Source organism: Specibacter sp. NPDC078692 (assembly GCF_040686835.1).
Taxonomy (GTDB): domain Bacteria; phylum Actinomycetota; class Actinomycetes; order Actinomycetales; family Micrococcaceae; genus Specibacter.
Genome location: NZ_JBFBLV010000011.1, coordinates 17,601 through 30,992 on the forward strand (window position 1 = coordinate 17,601; position 13,392 = coordinate 30,992).

General features: G+C 60.3%; 11 protein-coding genes. 7 read left to right on the forward strand and 4 right to left on the reverse strand.

All coding sequences use genetic code 11. The features are described from left to right. Positions 1-119 precede the first annotated feature (119 nt). From AB0O97_RS09710 to AB0O97_RS09720, 3 genes are read left to right on the forward strand one after another with little or no spacing between them, the layout of a single operon-like run. Positions 120-1,694, forward strand: a complete 1,575-nt coding sequence (locus tag AB0O97_RS09710) for an aldehyde dehydrogenase family protein (protein WP_363882047.1) — start codon at positions 120-122, stop codon at positions 1,692-1,694. Further along, complete coding sequence (locus tag AB0O97_RS09715; RefSeq protein ID WP_363882049.1) at positions 1,687-2,949, forward strand: CaiB/BaiF CoA-transferase family protein; 1,263 nt, start codon at positions 1,687-1,689, stop codon at positions 2,947-2,949. Before AB0O97_RS09710 ends, AB0O97_RS09715 begins: the two co-directional genes overlap by 8 nt. After that, positions 2,942-3,754, forward strand: coding sequence for an enoyl-CoA hydratase-related protein (locus AB0O97_RS09720; protein ID WP_363882051.1), 813 nt, complete (start codon positions 2,942-2,944; stop codon positions 3,752-3,754). The genes AB0O97_RS09715 and AB0O97_RS09720 overlap by 8 nt, the downstream gene beginning before the upstream one ends. Before the next feature lie 116 nt (positions 3,755-3,870). Here AB0O97_RS09720 and AB0O97_RS09725 read toward each other — a convergent pair whose 3' ends face one another. Genes AB0O97_RS09725 through AB0O97_RS09740 form a run of 4 tightly spaced genes read right to left on the reverse strand, consistent with a single transcriptional unit; the run spans position 3,871 to position 7,944 of the window. Further along, positions 3,871-4,602: an amino acid ABC transporter ATP-binding protein gene (locus AB0O97_RS09725; RefSeq protein ID WP_363882053.1), complete on the reverse strand. Its 732-nt coding sequence runs from the start codon at positions 4,600-4,602 to the stop codon at positions 3,871-3,873. Then, a complete protein-coding gene (locus AB0O97_RS09730) occupies positions 4,602-6,137 on the reverse strand; it encodes an ABC transporter substrate-binding protein/permease (RefSeq protein WP_363882055.1) in 1,536 nt (511 codons plus the stop codon). The genes AB0O97_RS09725 and AB0O97_RS09730 overlap by 1 nt, the downstream gene beginning before the upstream one ends. After that, positions 6,134-7,156 carry a formimidoylglutamase gene (gene hutG, locus AB0O97_RS09735; protein ID WP_363882057.1) on the reverse strand — a complete coding sequence of 341 codons (1,023 nt, stop codon included), beginning with the start codon at positions 7,154-7,156 and terminating at the stop codon, positions 6,134-6,136. The genes AB0O97_RS09730 and hutG overlap by 4 nt, the downstream gene beginning before the upstream one ends. Beyond that, complete coding sequence (locus AB0O97_RS09740) at positions 7,153-7,944, reverse strand: IclR family transcriptional regulator (RefSeq protein ID WP_363882059.1); 792 nt, start codon at positions 7,942-7,944, stop codon at positions 7,153-7,155. Before AB0O97_RS09740 ends, hutG begins: the two co-directional genes overlap by 4 nt. Positions 7,945-8,153: 209 nt before the next feature. On the opposite strand from AB0O97_RS09740, the gene AB0O97_RS09745 reads away from it, so the two are divergent. From AB0O97_RS09745 to AB0O97_RS09760, 4 genes are all read left to right on the forward strand, one after another. Next, a complete protein-coding gene (locus tag AB0O97_RS09745; protein ID WP_363882061.1) occupies positions 8,154-8,786 on the forward strand; it encodes a helix-turn-helix domain-containing protein in 633 nt (210 codons plus the stop codon). Further along, on the forward strand, positions 8,783-10,447 hold the full coding sequence (locus AB0O97_RS09750; protein ID WP_363837641.1) for an MDR family MFS transporter: 1,665 nt from the start codon (positions 8,783-8,785) through the stop codon (positions 10,445-10,447). The genes AB0O97_RS09745 and AB0O97_RS09750 overlap by 4 nt, the downstream gene beginning before the upstream one ends. A gap of 283 nt (positions 10,448-10,730) precedes the next feature. Beyond that, positions 10,731-11,804, forward strand: a complete 1,074-nt coding sequence (locus AB0O97_RS09755; RefSeq protein WP_363882063.1) for a peptidoglycan bridge formation glycyltransferase FemA/FemB family protein — start codon at positions 10,731-10,733, stop codon at positions 11,802-11,804. Positions 11,805-11,935: 131 nt separating this feature from the next. Further along, positions 11,936-13,375 carry a threonine/serine exporter family protein gene (locus tag AB0O97_RS09760; RefSeq protein WP_363837635.1) on the forward strand — a complete coding sequence of 480 codons (1,440 nt, stop codon included), beginning with the start codon at positions 11,936-11,938 and terminating at the stop codon, positions 13,373-13,375. The last annotated feature ends 17 nt before the right edge of the window (positions 13,376-13,392 follow it).

Consider the following 13,392-nt stretch of genomic DNA (forward strand, 5'->3'; position numbering starts at 1 on the left):
GATCCAATCAGGCGTCACCGCGGCGTCGGAAGTTGCAAGCGGGGCGTGCGTGTGTGAGCGTGGACTTGGCGGCCCACACCCATGGCCGCGGCACTTGATAAAGCAAAGGGGCTTTCGTCATGACAACGCATACACCCACCACGTCCTCACCCGAGCGCGGCGTGGAAGATCATCCCATGTGGGTGGGCGGCGAACCCGTCACCTCGTTGGGGGAGGAATGGCACCAGGTGCACAACCCGGCGCGCCGCGAGTCAGTGATTGCGCGCGTCCCGGCGGGCACCGTGGAGGATGTGGAGCGGGCAGTCGCCGCGGCCCGCAGAGCCTTCCCGGCCTGGCGCGCACTACATTTCACCGACCGCGCCCAAGCCCTGTTGGCCATCGCCGACGAGCTCGAATCCCGCATCGAAGAATTCGCCAAGCTGACCGCCCTGGATACCGGCAACGCCTTGCGTACCCAGGCCCGGCCCGAGGCCACCAACCTCGTGGCCATGTTTCGCTATTTCGCCGGCGTGGCCGGGGAAGTCAAAGGCCACACCCTCCCCGCGGGCGATAACCAATTGCAGTACACCCGGCTGGAACCCCTCGGCGTGGTCGCGGCGATCCTGCCGTGGAACTCCCCGCTCATGATCGCCGCGTTCAAGGTCCCCGCCGCGCTCGCAGCCGGCAACACCGTGATCCTCAAGGCCGCCGAGGACGCCCCGCTGGCCATCTTGTTGCTGGCCGAGGTCTGCAATAAACACCTGCCCGCCGGGGTGCTCAACGCCTTGACCGGCAGCGGTTCGGTCATCGGCGAGGCCCTGGCCCTGCACCCCGGCGTGGACAAGGTCTCCTTCACCGGTTCCACCGAGGTGGGCCGGCGCGTGGGCGGCCACGCTGGCGCCCGACTGGCGCACCAATCGCTGGAACTGGGTGGGAAGAACCCCTCCATCGTGTTCCCGGACGCGCTGTCTGGTTCTGTTTCCTCCGCCACCGCCTCCGCCACCGCCACCTCCACTGCCACCTCCACTGCCACAGACGACGACGAACTCTACTCAGGCTTGTTGCTCGCCTCGCGCTTCACTCGCCAGGGGCAAAGCTGCACGGCCGGTTCGCGACTCTACGTGCATGAAAACATTTTCGACGAGGTGGTGGGGACCCTGAGTTCACGGCTCGACGCCTTGACGGTGGGGGACCCGCTGGATGAGGCCACGGATATGGGTGCCGTCATTAACGCCAAACAACACAGCGCCATCAGCACCTTCCTCGACGAGGGCCGCAGCACGCCCGGCATGAAGGCCGTGATTGGTGGTTCGGAACCCACCGAGGGCCCGCTGACCGAGGGTTACTATCACCTGCCTACCTTGTTTACTGGGGCTCGGAATGACTTCCGGATTGCTCGCGAGGAAATCTTCGGCCCCGTCCTGGTCGCCATTCCGTGGCGCACCGTGGATGAGGTGGTGGAAATGGCGAACGACACCAACTATGGTTTGGCCGCCTATATCTGGAGTCACAACCTCGACGATGCCCTCAACACCGCGCACCGCCTCGAAGCCGGATGGGTGCAGATCAACCAGGGTGGAGGGCAGGTGCCGGGACAGTCGTACGGTGGCTACAAGCAAAGCGGCATTGGCCGGGAAGTCTCGCTCGAAGGAATGCTCGCTGGCTTCACCCAAACCAAGCAGATCAACGTGAAGCTGCGGGGCACAGGTGCCTGAGGTGCTGGGCGACGGGCCACTGAGGGACCTGCCGCTTACCGGCATTAAAGTCATGGATCTCTCCCGTGCGCTTGCAGGACCCTATGCGGCGTCATTGTTGTCCGATATGGGTGCCACCATCATCAAAGTGGAAAGCATTAAGGGAGGGGATTCGGCCCGCAGCTGGGCGCCGTTCGACGGCGATCACTCCCTCTACTTTGACTCCGCCAATCGCGGCAAGAGTTCCATCGCCGTGGACTTTTACACGCCTGCCGGTAAGAAGATCCTCTGGGACCTAGCAGTTGCCAGCGATGTCCTGATTGAGAACTTCCGCCCCGGGGTGCTGGGTTCCACCGGGCTGGACCCGGATTTGCTCCGCGCAGCAAACCCATCGCTGATCATCGCTTCGGTCACGGGATTCGGACCCACCGGCCCGCTGAGCCAAACGGCCGGCCTGGATCAGGTGGCGCAGGGGATGAGCGGGCTCATGTCGGTCACGGGTCTGGACGCCGAGCACATGTACCGCGTGGGTGTGCCGATCGTGGACCTCGTCACCGGCATCTACACGGCCTTCGGGGTGGCCTCAGCGTTGGCCGGGCGCAAGGAGGGCGGGGCTGGGAGTGCTGTTTCGGCGTCGTTGTTGGAAACGGGGCTCTCGCTGTCCGCCTTTCAGGGCCAGCAGTTTCTGAGCACGGGGGAGGTACCGGTGCCGCGCGGGAACAGCCACCCGGTGCTCTCGCCGTATGGGGTGTTCAAGAGCGCCGATATTCCGCTGATTATCGCGGTGGGTAGCGAGAAACAGTGGGTGCAATTGTGCTCGCTGCTGGGTGCGCCGGAGCTGGCGGAGCACCCCGATTACCACACGAGCCGGCTGCGCACCGTGCATCGGGAGGCGCTGCGCGAGCTGATCGATGGCCTGCTGGCGCGCCAGACCGCGGCACAATGGCTGGCCGATCTGCGGGCCGAGGGCATCCCCGCCGGGCCTATCTACAACTACGAGCAGGCATTCGCCGATCCCCAGGTGCAGCATTTGCAGATGGTGCAAACGGTGCAGCGCAGCGACGGGACGGCCCTGCCCCTGCTACGCGGGCCGGTCTCGGTCAATGGCCGCGCGCCCGTTGTGGCGAAGGCGCCGCCGGCGCTCGGGCAGGACACGCTCGCCATTTTGGAGGGGCTGGGTTTGTCCGCGGAGCAAATCACCGGGTTGATGGAGGCTGGTGTGGTGTACGACGGCGCACCCTCCTCCGCGTCCACCGGCGAGATACGCCGTGGCTGAGCGGGGGAAAGGAACACTCCGGGTTGAACGGTCCGGCCCCGTGGCGTGGCTCATCATGGACAACCCGAGTATGCGCAACGCCATCACTGCGGAAATGTGGCAACAGTTTCCGCCGCTGCTGGCGGCTTTGGAGTCCGACGATTCCGTGAAAGTTGTGGTGGTGCGCGGGGCCGGCGACCACTTTTCCGCCGGGGCCGACATTGCCTCCGTACAAAAGATCTTGCACAATCCCGCCACGGGCCACCGCGACGGCGGAGACGTCAGCGCCGCCGAGAATGCGCTGGCGGCATTTCGGAAACCCGTCATAGCCGCGATCGACGGTTATTGCGTGGGTGGCGGGTGGCAGATCGCCGGCGCCTGCGACATCCGGCTCGCCTCCAGCGGCGCCCACTACGGCATCACCCCGGGCAAGATCGGCATTGTGTATCCGCTCTCCGGCATCAAGCGGCTCGTGGAACTTGCAGGCCCCGCCGCCGCCAAATACTTGCTGCTCAGCGGCGACTTGTTGGATGCCGAGGAAGCGTTGCGGCTGGGGATGGCCACCAAAGTGTTGGCCGTGGACACCCTGTGGGATGAGGTGTATTCCTACGCTCTGCATCTGGCAGCGCGCTCGCAGTTCTCGGCCCAGGGACACAAAGCGCTCATCAATGCGCTGAGTTCAGGGGCCAGCGAGGCCGAGGTGGAACGGCTCAGCGCTTATTGGCAAGGGCAGATGGCCATTAGCGACGACGCAGCGATCGGGGTGGCTGCGTTCCTGGCCAAACAAACCCCGGAATTCACGTGGCTGCGCCCGCGCGAGGACTGATTCGCACGGCTCGGGAGTGATGCAGGCGGGTTGGCCACCTCGGTACCCCAGCAACAGCTGCACCCCGGAACCAATCTCATTGTGGTTCCGGGGCGCAGTTATTTGTGGTGTGTTTTTTAGAGGACCTTATTAAGGAAGTCTCGGACACGAGGGTTGCTATTACCTTCGGCGAAGAACTCCTCCGGTGGCTGATCGGCGGAGATGATGCCTCCATCAATGAAGACCACTCGATCGGCAACTTTCCGTGCGAAGCCCATCTCGTGCGTCACCACGATCATGGTCATGCCCTGCTTTGCCAAATCGGTCATGACGTCCAAAACGTCGTTGACAACTTCCGGATCCAGGGCGCTGGTTGGCTCGTCGAACAACATGAGCTTCGGGGTCATGGCGACGGCCCGGGCAATCGCAATGCGCTGCTTCTGTCCGCCCGAGAGCTGGCTAGGGTAGGCATGGGCGCGGTGCGTCATGCCCACCTTTTCCAGCAGTTCCATGGCATGAGCCTCAGCCGCAGCCTTGGACTTTTTCAGGACGTTCATCTGGGGCAGCATGACGTTGCGCAGCGCGGTTAGATTGTGGAACAGGTTGAACTGCTGGAACACCATGCCCATGCGTGAGCGCAACCGGTCAAGGTCCACGTTGGGGGCCAAGAGGTCCTCCCCGTCGAACAACACCTGACCGGATGTAGGAGTCTCCAACAGGTTTAGGCACCGTAGGAACGTTGACTTGCCGCCGCCACTGGGCCCGATCACCGCCACGACCTCCCCGGGTTCAATGGAGAAGTCGATGCCCTTGAGGACCTCCAGCTGACCGAAGGTCTTGGTAATGGATTTAGTCGAAAGAAGTGCCATTAGATGTAAACCGCCAATTTCTTCTCGAGGGTGTTGGCGATGAAGCCGATGATGTTGGTGATGATGTAGTAGACCAAACCGATGAAGAGGTACACGGTCAACGCATCAAAGGTGCGGGCAATGATGGACTGACCCACGAGGAACATTTCACTGATGGTGACAAATGATACGAGTGCGGAGTTTTTGGTCAAAGAGACGAACTCGTTGCCCAACGGCGGGAGCATGCGCAAGAAGGCCTGCGGGACGATGATGTGTCGGAGCGCGGACCCGGCGCTCATACCGCAGGAACGTGCCGCCTCCATCTGCCCCTTGTCTACGGACTGGATGGCACCGCGCACAATTTCGGTCACATAGGAACCGCTGTACAAGCCGAGGGCAAACACACCGGCCACCATGGGTTGCAACTGCAGGCCAAGTTGGGGGAGTCCAAAGTAGATCAAAAACAGCTGCACAATGAAGGGCGTGCCTCGGATGACGGAGACATAAACGGTGCCTATCCAGCGGATTGGTGCGATCTTGGACAACTTGGCGAACCCACCCAACATGCCAAAGGCCAGGCTGAGTAACAAGGACATGCCAATAATGGACATGGTGGTGACAAAGCCGTCCCACAGCGGGCCTGCGGAATTGGTGATGGAGGAGATGTTGATGAGGCTGTGCGCTTTGGCGGGACCGGTGACAGGCAGCGACTCGTCGCCAAACCATGTGGCGGCCAGTTTGTCGTAACCGCCGTTTTCTTTCAGGGAAACTAGCGAAGCATTGAAGGCATCCCTGAACGCGGGGTCAGATTTTTGGAATGCGTAACCGTAGTTTTCATTGGTGAGTCGTTCGCCCACCTGTTTCAGTCCGCCCTGTTGGGCGATGAAGTAGCGGCCACCGGGCTGTCCTGTCACGACGGCATCGGCCTGACCCAGTTTCACAGAGGAAAACATCTGGTCATTGGTCTGGACCTGGACTAGTTGAGCTTCAGGCTGGTTCTGCTCCAACCATTCAACAGACTTTGTTCCCACCTGAACGGCGATCTTCATGCCGGCCAAATCGGCCAGAGAGTTCACTGTGGTGTTGTCTTCGGCAACAAAGATTCCTAGCCCACCGGGGTAGTACACATCGGAGAAGTCGATGGCCTTGGCACGCTCTGCACTGATGTAAATGGCCGAGGCACCCACATCGATTTGATTGGCTTGCAGCGCCGGGACGATGTTGCCGAACGGCATCTGGATGAATTCAACGTTCTTGATGCCTGATTCTTTGGCCAAGGCGTTGATCAGATCAATATCGAAGCCCATCTTTTTGCCGTTAGCGTCGGTGAACTCAAACGGCGGGAAAGTAGCGTCGGTGCCCACCCGGAGTGTCAGCTTTCCGGACTGCAAGTCGGTGAGCTTGGCGAACGAATCTGCACTTGCTGACGGGGCTGCCGGGGCGGACGGGTCCGGGGCTGGGGCGGCTGTGGCAGCCTGAGCAGCGATGCCGGTGAAACTGATCAGTGCGGCAAGCAGGACCGCCCAAAAGCGGTAGCGGTGAAATAGTCGTTTCACAGGAGCTCAATTCCAGTTTGGGGCGATGATGCCGGGGCGGTTGGGGTCTCCCGGAGGAGTGCCGTGTGTTCGGTAGCGATGGCGTGGACTAGGCGGGCCGCAGCGCGGGCCGTCCTGTTGTCAATATCAAAGAGAGGATTCAGTTCTACGACGTCCACGTGGAGTAACTTGGGAGATCTAGCTAGCTGGCGGCAGACAGCCAGAATGACTTCAAAGGGAACACCCAAGGCAGCGGGAGCGCTGACTCCGGGGGCAACATGTGCCGGTAGGACGTCCAGATCAATGGTGAGGTAGACGGCGTCGACCTCGTTGAGGAAGCCACTTACAAAATCAGTGACGGCGGGCAGGTTGGTGATGCCACAGTCCTCATCGATCATGTGTTTCACGCCCAGCTGCGAGGCCGTATGAAAAAGGTCGAGGGTGTTGTTGGCTTCACTGATCCCCAAAACCCGATAAGTGAAATCTTCTCCGGTAGCAGCGTGCAGCTCCGCGATTTGGCGGAACGGAGTGCCTGAGGAAGAAATTGGGTCGGATCGTAAATCAAAGTGCGCATCTAAGTTGATGATGCCCAGACGACGACCGTTGACGGCGCCGGATTCTGCTAGGCCAAGGTAGCTGCCGAATGCGGTTTCGTGCCCGCCGCCGAGGACGATCGGCAGGAGACTTGTCTGCAGCGCACCAGCAACAGCGTGACCGAGTCGCTCTTGGCCGGCTTCCATGGCGTGCTCATTGACGCGGACATCTCCGAGATCTTGTGCGCAGAGTTCGGCTGGTGCCGACAACGAGACCAACATGGCGCGGATGGCTGCAGGTGCATTGGCTGCCCCGGTCCGTCCCTTATTGCGTCGAACGCCTTCATCGCTTTGGAATCCGATGATGGCAACGCCGCCAGACATTGAGGCGTCCGACGCTACCGTTGTGTTCGTTGGTTTATTGATGGCATGGTGCCAGCGCCGGCGTTCAACTCCGGGTCCGTCATCACGGCCAGTCCATGGTGTGGGTGCTACATCGATGGTCATGACATTCCGTTTTCTGTTGCGTTGAGAATGAGTGCTGCTGCTCTGGTTGCGGAGATGAGCCGCTTTTCATTGCGGATGGCTCGAACTGACGGAGCCATGGTGCTCAGGGTTCCTGACAAGGCCCCCGTGGGATTAAAGATCGGCACGCTGACGCCCCAAACTCCTGAATCGACGGCGCCTTGGCTCAGGGCAAATCCGCGTGAGGTGGTGATTTCGAGCTCGCGGCGGAGTGCTGTTTCTGCCGCGGCGTCCAGTCCGAGAGAGGCAATTGCTTCGGTTTGTTCGATTTCGGGAAGATGAGCCAGCAAGGACACAGCGCTTGCGCCTAAGTGAAGTGGCTGGGCGCGCCCAGCGGAGTAGCTGCAGCGAAGCATTTGAGGGCCTTCAACTGCTTCCACACACAAGGCCTGGCCACCGCTCACCACGAGGTAGGCCGCCAGTTCCTGGGTTTCATCGGACAACTGCTGCACCTTGGCGCTGATGTGGCTGGAGATGATGGACTCATGACGAAAGTTGGCTGCGAGCCGCAGTGTTGCCGGGCCAGCCGAAAATTGTCCTCGGTGGTTCGCCGGGGCGACGAGCCCTGCGCTGACTAGCGAGGACAGATGACGGTAAACAGCGCTGGCGGGGATTCCGGTGCGTGTTGAGATTTGGGCAGCGGTCAGGATCTGAGCTTGGGCAAACTGCAACAAGATTTCTAGAACCCGTGAGCGTGCCTCCGCCGGGGGCCCACCAGTAATTGGTGCTCCCGGAGTTTCCGCTGCTGCGGTGGGTTGTTTAGCAAGCATGATGGCTACGTTAGTGTCCCGAATCACAGATTCGTAGATCAAGTTCCCATTTTATGGGAAGTTCATTGCCGGTGAGTGGGTTTTGCGTTCCTCTAGGGGTGTTCGTAGAGGTGGGGCCTTAGTGTGAAAGTAGTTGCAGTGACGTGAAGCACGCCCCACAGCAAACTTTGCACTTGTGCAATCTTTGCACCAGGGCATAAACTGTAGTCATGCAAAAAACCACCACCGTGCCGCTGCGTGAGCGGAACCGTCTAGATACGTGGGCGCTCATTCATGACAAGGCGTCGGCTTTGGCTCTTGAAGAGGGCCTGACCAAGACCACAGTGGAAGCCATCGCCGATGCTGCCGGCATCTCCAAACGGACGTTCTTCAACTACTTCGCAACGAAGGAAGACGCCATTATGGGGACCCAGCCACCCACGCTCTCCGATGAAGCCGTGGCTGCCTTTCGTGCAGACGGAGAGGACGACCTCTTTGGTCGCACCGTCCGTCTGATGATCACGGTGATCCGAACCATGTTCCCGGAGGCTTCCCAGCAGGCTCGCCGCAAGGCGCTCAAGGCCAAGTATCCCGAACTGGGCCGCACCGTTCTGCAACACGTCAACGCCTCGGAACTCTTGGTCGAATCGATCCTGGAGGATCGCTACAACGACGCCGATGTGGTCATGGATCGTGCCAGTATCCCGGGAGGTCAAGAGGGGGCAAAGGCGTTGCTGATGCTGGCCGGAACCGCCGTGCGCTTCGTCTTTAGCCGTGACCCGGCAGCCGTATCAACAGGGGCATCCAAGACTGTGGATGAATCAATTAGAATTTTCCGAGAGGCAATCAAAGCAACTTTATGAGTGCTCAAACCAAAGTTGAAACGCTGGTCGATCCCGGCGAGAAACGTAAAATAGTTCTCTTGTTCGCAGGCCTCATGGTCACCATGTTGCTGGCGTCTCTGAACCAGACTGTCCTCTCGACAGCGCTGCCCACCATGGTGGGCGAGTTGAACGGCGTCGAGCATATGGCGTGGGCCATCACCGCGTTCATTCTGGCGTCCACCATCATGATGCCGGTTTACGGCAAGCTGGGTGACCTCTTGGGCCGCAAGCCCATGCTGCTGTTCGCCATCTCCATCTTTACCATTGGTTCCGTCATTGGTGCGCTGGCTCCGGACATGAGCACACTGATCGTGGCCCGCGTCATTCAGGGTCTTGGTGGTGGTGGCTTGATGATTCTTTCCCAGGCAACCATTGCCGACGTCGTTCCTGCCCGCGAACGCGGCAAGTACATGGGTATCATGGGCGGCGTCTTCGCCTTCTCGTCGGTGGCAGGTCCGCTGATTGGCGGCGGGTTGACTGAGGGGCCGGGCTGGCGCTGGGCGTTCTGGATGAACGTGCCGCTGGCAGTTCTAGCCATCTTCGCCACCATCTTCTTGCTGCATGTGCCGAAGATTGTGCACGCAACACGACCCAAGATCGACTACTTGGGCATGATGCTCATTGCCCTCGCCACCACCGCACTGGTTCTGGTGGGCACCTGGGGCGGTTCACAGTATGACTGGAATTCGCCTGAAATTCTGGGTCTCGCTGCCGCCGCCATCGTCTTTGGTGTGCTGTTCGTCTTCGTGGAGCTGCGTGCCAGCGAACCGGTCATGCCCATGATGCTGTTCAAGAGCCGTAACTTCAACCTGACAACCATTGCCGGCCTGCTCACGGGCATCGCCATGTTCGGCGTGCTTGGCTACATGCCAACGTACATTCAGATGGCCACAGGCTTCTCGGCAGCTCAGGCGGGCCTGCTCATGATTCCCATGATGGGCTGCATGCTGATCGTCTCGGTTGTTGTGGGCCGTCGCGTCTCAACCACGGGCCGGTACAAGGTTGCCCCGATCGTTGGCTCCTTTATTTTGGCTGTGTCATTGGCTCTGATGGCCACACTCCATGCCGATTCGCCCGTCTACCTCATCTGCGTCTACATGGGCATCATGGGCATTGGGCTCGGGGCCAGCATGCAAATCATGACGCTGGTGGCGCAAAACTCCTTCCCGTTGAAGTTTGTTGGCACGGCCACCGCCGGGCAGAACTACTTCCGCCAGGTCGGTGCCACGCTTGGTTCCGCCGTTGTGGGTGCCATGTTCGCCACCCGCCTGCATGAGCTCGTCGCCGAGAAGATCCCCGGAGGCACAGGCGGCGGCGGTGCCAGCTCCTTCACCCCGCACCTGGTCAACGCCCTGCCGGATCCCATCAAGAAGCTTGTGATCGAGTCCTACAATGAGGCCCTGATCCCGTTGTTCCTCTTCATGGTGCCCCTAGCCGTCATTGCCGCGATCATCCTTTGCTTCGTCAAGGAGGTGCCGCTGTCCACCAAGCTGGACCGCGAAGCCCCCGTGGAACTCACCTCTGAAATGGCCGAGTTCGAGGCGGATGTCATCGAAGCCGATGCGAAAGGTGGCCCCATGACTCACGACGCCGGACGCGACGACGAGTTTGAGACGGCGGCTTCCAGCTCTCCCAAGTAAGGGACGCCACGCCAACCGCAGAAGCCACCGTTGAGAAGCCAAGGGCATGAATTCACAAGATTTCGTGCCGTTGGCTTCTCCGTTTGGTTACTCGGTTTGGTTACTCGGTTTGGTTCCTCCGTTTGGTTCCTCCGTTTGGTTAGGAGGAAAATCAGCTGGTCACCGCCAGAACCACCACCGCGGGGCTGGGCGCACTGCATTGCAAAACATGCTGAATGGGCTGTGAGAAACCGGGCCGGTAGACTGCATGTAGTGAATAAATGCCGACGTAATTGAGGGTCTCTTGCCAGAATTTACTGCCCGATTTGCCACCGCCGCCGAGATCGCCGACTGGGATGCGCACGTCACAGCCAACCCCAATGGCGGCAATCTATTGCAGTCTGCTGCCTTTGCCGCGGTGAAGAAAAACTATGGCTGGGATACCCAATTTTTGGCGTTCGAAGGTGCCGGATACACCAGCTACAACCTAGTTTTGGAGAAATCCTTCCCGGTGTTGGGCAAGCTCTGGTACCTCATGAAGGGCCCCGATACAGCTGATGCTGCCCATGTTCCGGCCATGTTGGAGGCTCTACGAGCCTTTGTGAAAAGGGCCAGACTGAACGTCTTCGCCGCGAAAATTGAGCCGGACATCATCGACTCGGAAGAAGTCCGTGCCGTGTTCAACGCCGCTGGTCTGCTCAAGGTGGATGACCTGCAGCCCAATGACCACACAGCCATTTTGGACATCACTCCTGAGCCCAACGAACTGCTGCGCAAACTCCATTCTCGGGGCCGGAACGCTGTGCGCCGTGCCACCCGTGAAGGGGTCGAAGTCAAACGAGCCGAACCCACCGAGGAGACCATGAGGACCCTGTACGGGCTCATGGAAGGGACCTTCGAAGCGAAAAATGCTGGCAAGGCACGTGAGTTTGCCTACTTCCAGCAGTTCTGGACGGAGTTCTGCAACCGCGGGCAGGGACAGTTCTTCTTTGTCTACGAAAACGACGTGCCCTCGGTCGGCGCCTTTGTCATCAACTATGGAGCCAAGGCCACGTATAAGGATGGTGGCTCACTGCAGAAGCGTTCCCAGTATGGCGATTCGCACCTGATCCAGTGGGAAGCCATTTTGGATATGAAGGGGCTAGGCGCGGTGGAATACGATTTCTGTGGCACACCGCCGGCGGACCGGCTCAAAGACCCCACCCACCCGCACCATGGCCTGGGACTGTTCAAAACCAGCTTCACGAAGACGGTGACGGATTTCATCGGCTGTTGGGACCTGCCCTTCTCGCCCTTGAAGTACAAGATCTGGACCACGGTGGGTGAGCGGGTAGCCCGCCAGCTGTACGTGCGCCGCACGGGACAAAAGTTTTACTAGGAATTACTAGCTTCGACGGCAGCGCGATGGTCGCCATCGCGGCTATCGCCATCGCAACCGTTATAGCAAGAATCAACATGTTGGAAAGGTGACTTGTGGGAGTTGAGCGCCGGAGTCCGGTCTCGAGGGACATGCCAAAAAACGAGGTGGTGACCCCGGCGCAGGCACGGGCCAACGCCTCTGCCAAACGCATGCTGCGCAGACTGGTGCAAGGGGAGACTCCGCCCACGGCGCCCATGCAGATCGTTGACAGGCTGGCCGGGAGCCCCTACGCCAACTTCACCATTCAGGTCGGCAAGGCTGAGGAATCGGCACGGAAAACCATTGACTTCGCGCTACGACTGGCCGAAACCATGTTCCGCTACGGCGCCGGTGCCCTTGAAGTGGAGACCAGCATCATCGCTGTCACCGCTGCCCTAGGACTGCGCAACATCGAAGTCGACATCACCAACCAGTCAGTCATCATCAACTATGCCCCGCGCGATGCTGTACCGATCACGCTGCTGCGCGTGGTACGTTCCTGGACCAATAACTACGCCGGCCTCGTGGAAGTACACGAACTCGTCACCGACATTGCTGGCGGGGGAGTCAGCAGGGATGAGGCCTACCGGCGTCTGGATGTCATCATCAAGAAGCCCAAGCCCTTCCCTCGGTGGATGGTCTCTTTTGCGGAAGCCGTTTTTGCGGCCGCTGTGGTGGGCGTCATCGGTGGCACTGGCTTTGGCATGGGCGTTGCCTTTCTCACCATCTTGGTGGCGAGCCAGACCGCCCGTGTGTTGAGTAAGTGGCGGGTCCCAGACTTCTTTGTCACCGCCATCAGCTCCTTCCTCGTCACCATCGTCGCCGTACTGTGCTTCATGGCGGAGGTGCCGTTGAGTCCATCCGTAGTGGTGGCTGGCGGAATTCTATTGATGCTGCCCTCGGGGCGCTTGGTCTCGGCCGTTCAAGATGCTATCAATGGCTTCCCTGTGACGGCCGCTGGCCGTTTTCTTTCAGCGTTCTTGACCTTTGGTGCCATAGTGGCTGGTATTTCAGTGGCTCTGGTGACAGGTGCCGTGTTTGGGGCAGAACGGCTCAATGTGGCCGAAACCATCACCGGTTCCCTGCCCCTGTTTTGGGTGCTGGCCTTGGTCGCGGTGGCTACTGTGGCCATTTGTATCGCTGAACAGACTGCCATACGGCTGCTACTACCCACGGTGGTGGTGGCCTTGATTGGTTATCTGGTCTACTACGCCGGCATGGAGTTGGGGCTGGGCGGACGGTTTGCCCCAGCAGTCGCTGCCGTGGTGATCGGCATGCTGGCCCGCATCATCTCGCTGCGGCTCGGGGCCCCGCAGCTGGTCGTGGCCGTCCCCTCGATCATCTTCTTGCTCGTGGGACTCTCCATCTTCCGAGCCATGTTCGTCATGACACTCACACCGGATGATTCAGTCTCCGGCGCCGTGGGAATCTTCAACGCCTTGATTGTCATCCTGGCAGTAGCCGCGGGTGTGGTGCTCGGCGATAACGCCGCCCGACCCTTCACTCGCAGCAACGGCCAAAAAGACCGCCGCCGCAACCGTCGCCGGTAACTGGCGGTTAGCGGGGA